The sequence below is a fragment of the Desulfovibrio sp. 1214_IL3152 genome (assembly GCF_036763055.1).
Taxonomy (GTDB): Bacteria; Desulfobacterota; Desulfovibrionia; order Desulfovibrionales; family Desulfovibrionaceae; genus Desulfovibrio.
The window spans coordinates 1-5,878 of the sequence record NZ_JBAIYW010000532.1; the positions used below are offsets into that span (position 1 = coordinate 1).

Below are 5,878 nucleotides of genomic sequence, written 5' to 3' on the forward strand. Positions count from 1 at the left end.
TCTGGCGGCTGCGTGAGCAGACGTTCGCTACGGAGGCGTAAGCGCAGTTTATCTGCGCGGTTAAACGCCGAAGTGAGCGTGCCTTAAACTTTGAGAATGTATATTCTCAAAGTTAATCTGCTCTAGCAGCCCCGTAGGCCTGAAACAGGCTGCGGGCATAATGTTCACGGTATCACAATAAAGCGTGACATAAAAGATGCGTAAGGGCCAAAGCCCTTGGAATCTACGCCGGATACCAGCAGAATACGCGCCGAAGGCGGACCGGACACGGACGGAATACGGGACGCGCACGGACGGCTCGCCGCATACGCGCGGAAATGCCGAATGCTGCGCCAGACAGGCCATGCTCAAAACGGGTAGAATGCTGCCCCTGCGGCGCTTGTGCATTGCGCGGGCAAAGAAAGCCTCCGGACAGCGGCCTCACGGCATTTTTTCCGATCAACGCAACAAGGAAAAAAAGAAAGGAGGCAGGCAGGCAGGCAGGCAGGCAGGCAGGCAGGAAAACGAAAAGGATAAAAAATCAGTCAGCCAGCAGGCGCACCGCCCCGGCAGGAAAACAGGCAAAAACCTTTTTACCCTCAACAAGGTGCAGCTTGCCCACAGCCCTTGTATCAAGGGTGGCCCGCAGGGTCGTGCCGTCCGGCAGCCCAAGGCAGACAAAGGTTTCCACCATGTCCGCATGCAGGCTTTCCACCACGCCGCGCAGGCAGTTGGCAAGGCTGGCAGGCGTTTTTTCCGTGCAGACCACAATACGTTCCGGGTCCACATGGGCGCTCAACACCTGATTTTCATGCAGCTCGAGCAGCCCCGCCTCTTCGGGAGAACAAAGACAGGTTAGCCGCACATCGGAAAACGTGGTCAGCTCAACCTGAATTTTGCGCATGCCAGAGCTGATGGCGCTGACAATGCCGAAAAACAGGTTTGTCCCGTCATCAGCCGCAACAGGCGGCCCGTTATGGCGTGCGCTTTCCGTCCCGGCCTTTTGCCCGGCCAGAAGGCGACACGCCTCGCCGCCGGAAAATTTCAAAAACGCTCTCAGCTGCGCGGCCCCCTGCTGGCCCAGAAATTTCTGCACCAGCGGCATGGGTACATGCAGGGCGAGCAGCTCAAGCCCGCGAGAATAGCGGATGGCACGCGGCCCCACCATAGCGGCGGGCAAGTCCATTGTCTCGCCCACGGCATAAAACTTCTTGCGCACAAAACCCTGGTCAAAGCGCAGAAAATCCGGCTCCGCAGCCTGCGGCAGACTGAGAATACGCCGGATGTGGCGCATGGCGCTCAAGGGCAGCAGAATTTCGCGCGCATTGACCCCAGGCACGCGCATCATGCCCGTAACGGTATCAATGGCGCGGCACGGTTCAAGGCTCAGGGCTTCGCCCAGGCGCAGGCCCCCGTATCGAAACACCAGAAAAAGCAGGTGCAGGCGGGCGCGGGCGATTTTTTGCGCCCTTGTGACGGCCTCGCTTTCCCACTGTTCCCAACGCAGGGTGAGGGCTTCCAGTTGCTGACGGGTCAAATGGCTATGCATAGGCAAACAGGCAGTTAGAACATTTTCGTTGTGAAAGCATATATTCTCGAAGGATCAAGGCACTCACTCCGGCGCTTGGACACGCAAATAAGCTGCGCTTGCGCCTTTGTGGCGGCCGTTTGCGGACACAGCCGCCAGAGGGGCTTCAGGGTAAAACCGCTCTAAACCGCGCGCCGGGAATATCCGGCTGTCCGGGTTTTCCGCCTCAGCCAACACGGGGAACGCCGGTAGAGGCGCGTTCAATAAGTTTGTGACTGACCTCGACCCTGGTTATATTCCGGTTGGAAAGCTGTCCGCTGATTCTCGCATGCAGCAGTTCCAGGGCATTATGCCCCTTGTCCTTGATATAGTGCTCAATGGTCGTCAGCGACACGCGGGCAAAATGCGACGGCCAGAGGTTGTCGAATCCGCAGACGCTGTAATGGCCGGGAATGCTCAAACCCGCATCAATCACGGCATCCATAACCCCGTAGGCCACCATGTCGTTGACTGCCACAAAGGCTGTGATCTTTTTGTCGTCAAAGCAGCTTCGTGCCAGTTCATAGCCCACGGTGTGCTCGATAAGCAGGTTTTCCAGTTCCGTTTCCGGAGAAATATCGCGGCGCTTGACCAGCAGGCGGCCTTCCGGGCAAAGCTGGGCCAGGGTGTCCTGCAGCCCCTTGAGGCGCTGCACCCGGATGGGATTGCAGGCGTCCAGCGATGTGGAAATATAGGCCATATGCTTGTGGCCCAGTTCGCACATGTGCCGGGCAATAAGGCTGCCCGCGTCGTAATTGTTCAGTTCCACGGTATCCACGTTAAGGCCCACGCGCCGGTCGCCCATAACCACCAGGGGCATCTTGCGCCCGGCACGGGCCAGTATGGCGTCCGGGTGCGCCAGCATGGCGAATATAATGCCCGCCATGCCCGTGGAACGGGCCAGTTGCAGGGCGGCCAGCTCGTTTTCCAGGCTGCGGTAGGTGGCGCTTACGCAGGTGGCGTAATTCTTTTTTTCCGCCGCCTGCTGAATGGCCTGGATAATCGTGGCATAGTAAGGATTTGTCACGTTCGGCACGGCGATCAGGATGACGGGCCTGGCTCCCGGGGCTACCCTGCCGCGCCTGCCGCCGGTGTAATTGAGCTTTGCCGCCGCAGCCAGAACGGTCTTGACTGTTTCCTCGGCAAAAGACACCCCTTCACGCCCGTTGAGAATCATCGAAACCGTGGCGGGAGACACCTCGGCCGCCTGGGCCACATCCGCAAGGGTTGCCTTTTTTATGCCCACGCCGTCCTGATTTCCGCCATCAATAGTCATCTTTTCTTTCCTTCCGGCATTCATATCCTGTGTGTACGGACGCATAACGCCTGAAATGTTCTTACCCGCAATATGCGGGACGCACAATGCCGTTATTCCGTAAACATGGCGCAAAACTGGCAAAAATTTTCCCTGGCTGCGCCGACGGTTCCGGACTGTGCGTATTGTTTAAAATTTTAATAATATTTTAATTGACATTAAATTCCACAGCATGCTATCCGGACATTCAGACCGGCGTTTTACGCCTTTTTTATGTAAAAAACATTAAATATTACATTTCTTTAATGCATTATTTAATAGATAAAAGCACAACATTCCCGCAGTTAATTAAAACTTTTAACAGCCGCACGACGGGAAGCCCCTGGCGGGACGGCAGCATCGGAGGAAAGCATGTCAGACGCAAGGGCGCAAAAACACGTTCCCACCAAACAGGAGATGCGCAAAGTCGTTATCGCCAGCCTGCTTGGCGCCACCATCGAATGGTACGACTTTTTCCTGTACGGGGTCGTGGCGGGCATTGTGTTCAACAAACTCTACTTTCCCACCTCCGATCCTTTCATCGGCACCATTCTGGCCTACAGCACCTTTGCCATCGGCTACCTGGCCCGCCCCCTCGGCGGCTTCATATTCGGCCACTACGGCGACAAGCTGGGCCGCAAGCGCATGCTCATCCTCACCATGCTCATTATGGGCATAGCCACAGTGGGCATCGGCCTTATCCCCACCTATGCCAGCATCGGCATTGCCGCCCCCATCCTGCTGCAAACCCTGCGCCTGTGCCAGGGCCTCGGCCTTGGCGGCGAATGGGGCGGAGCGGTGCTCATGACCTATGAATACGCCAGCGAACGCGAAAAAGCCTTTTATGCCAGCATACCCCAGATGGGGCTTGCCACGGGCCTTTGCCTCGCTTCCGGCATGGTGGCCCTGCTTTCCTGGCTGTTGACCAACGAACAGTTCATGGCCTGGGGCTGGCGCCTGGCGTTTCTCATGAGCGTGGTGCTTATCGCCATAGCGCTTTACGTGCGCACGCATATTCTTGAAACACCCGAATTCCGCAAGGCGCAGGAAGAAGGCCAGACAGAAAAGAAAACCCTGCCCATTGTCACGGTATGCAAGAATTTTCCCGGCAATATCGCCCTCGGCGTGGGCGCGCGCTGGATTGACGGCGTGTTCTTTAACGTGCTGGCGGTGTTTTCCATCAGCTATCTTGTGCAGTACATCAACGTCACGCGCACCGAAGCCCTCACGGCGGTCATGATCGCGGCCCTGCTCATGTGTCCGTTCATTCTCATCGCCGGACGCCTGGCCGACCGCTTTGGCCGGGGCCGTATCTACGGACTGGCAAGCCTGGCCTGCGCCCTGACCATCTTTCCCTCTTTCTGGCTCATGCAGGGCAGCGGCGGAAACATGTTCATCATCGGCCTTGCCATAGCCATCCCGCTCAGCATCTGCTATGCCGGGGTGTTCGGACCTGAAGCAGCTCTTTTTTCTGACCTTTTTCCTGCTGAAGTGCGCTACACCGGCATTTCCATAGTGTACCAGTTCCCCGGATTCCTGGTGGCCGGCATTGTACCCGGCCTGTGTACGGTCTTCATGCGGTGGAACGACGGCGATCCTGCCTATATCTGCATTTTTGTCATCATTGCTGCTGTCACCAGCGCGCTGTCGGCCTTTACCATCCAGCGGCGGCATAACAGGGCGGCGCAGCAGGCCCAGGCCCAGTCGCATGATGCCGCCATGCAAGCCGGGGCAAGCTCACAGGCTCAGGGGTAACCATGCGCATATTGCAACTTTCCGACACGCATCTACGCGGCGACAACAGCCTGTCCTTCCGCGTTGTGGACACACGGCGCTGCCTCGATGCCGCCGTCACGCACCTGAAAACCATGAGCCAGAAGCCGGACATTATGGTGCTCAGCGGCGACCTGGCCGACAGCGGCGACCTCAACGCCTATCATATCCTTTATGACGCGCTGTCGCCCCTGGGCATTCCCGTTTACGCACTGCCGGGCAACCACGACAGGCGCGACAGAATGCAAAGCGTGCTGCAAGGCTGGTGCCCCGCAGACCCGGAAGCAGCCCCCCACATCTGCTACACGGTTGAACTGGACGACCTGCGCCTTGTCATGGTGGACAGCATGCACCCCGGCTCGCATTCCGGCCATCTGTTTCCTACGGTTGAAAGATGGCTGGCCCGTACCCTGGCGCAAAGGCCCCATGTGCAGACCCTGGTTTTCATGCACCACCCGCCCTTCATAACGGGCATGGGGGCGATGGACGAACCCTTTGAAAACCAGGGCGCACTGGCTGCCATCGCCGGCGGCAACCCGCAGGTCCGGCTGTTCTTCGGCCATATGCACAGGCCCATAATCACCCAATGGCAGGGGCGGCTGTGCATGACAGCCCCCTCTGCGGCCATGCAGATCGACCTGGACCTTTCCCCCGAAGGCGGAGACACCTTCCTCATGGAGGCCCCGGGCTATCTGCTGCACCACCATAAAAACGGCATGCTCAATACGCATGTTTGCCAGATTCCGACGGACGTGACCTTTGCCGGACCGTATCCCTTTGTGGGATCCGTCAACCCCTCCGGCCCGGCGCGGTAGACCGTACGGTCTTCAGCGCGCCTGTTCACAGGCAGGACCCGTTCTCCCGTGAGCGGGTCCTTGCTTATGCAGACGCTTGAATCTTTGCAGGCGCTGCCGTATCTGCCGGGCAAGGCAGGGTTCGGCCGCACACAAAAATAAATGTTCCGCACGGGTTTCAGAAAAAATGTAGACAGACAGTCTTTTTGCCTTGCACCCTGCGCGCAGCACGGAGCAGCGCCGGTGGCGAAACCGCACAGCAAGGACGCTGCGCGCAGGCAGACAGCCGCGCCATCTCAGGCATGCAGCATGAAAAGCTCTAGAGCAATTTCACTTTGAAATTACTCTGGCGGCTGCGTGAGCAGACGTTCGCTACGGAGGCGTAAGCGCAGTTTATCTGCGCGGTTAAACGCCGAAGTGAGCGTGCCTTAAACTTTGAGAATGTATATTCTCAAAGTTAATCTGCTCTAG

General features: G+C 57.9%; 4 protein-coding genes. 2 read left to right on the forward strand and 2 right to left on the reverse strand.

What is annotated here, in order from left to right; translation table 11 throughout:
- Positions 1-520: 520 nt before the first annotated feature.
- Together V6C07_RS11285 and V6C07_RS11290 are read right to left on the reverse strand one after the other, a co-directional pair.
- Positions 521-1,516 carry a TOBE domain-containing protein gene (locus V6C07_RS11285; RefSeq protein WP_333536580.1) on the reverse strand — a complete coding sequence of 332 codons (996 nt, stop codon included), beginning with the start codon at positions 1,514-1,516 and terminating at the stop codon, positions 521-523.
- 217 nt (positions 1,517-1,733) lie between these two features.
- Entirely contained in the window at positions 1,734-2,822 is a 1,089-nt protein-coding gene (locus tag V6C07_RS11290; protein WP_333536581.1) for a LacI family DNA-binding transcriptional regulator, read from the reverse strand.
- Positions 2,823-3,212: 390 nt separating this feature from the next.
- Between V6C07_RS11290 and V6C07_RS11295 the strand changes: the two genes are divergently transcribed.
- Positions 3,213-4,595, forward strand: coding sequence for an MFS transporter (locus V6C07_RS11295; protein ID WP_333536582.1), 1,383 nt, complete (start codon positions 3,213-3,215; stop codon positions 4,593-4,595).
- Positions 4,596-4,597: 2 nt separating this feature from the next.
- Positions 4,598-5,428, forward strand: a complete 831-nt coding sequence (locus V6C07_RS11300; RefSeq protein WP_333536583.1) for a phosphodiesterase — start codon at positions 4,598-4,600, stop codon at positions 5,426-5,428.
- Positions 5,429-5,878 lie beyond the last annotated feature (450 nt).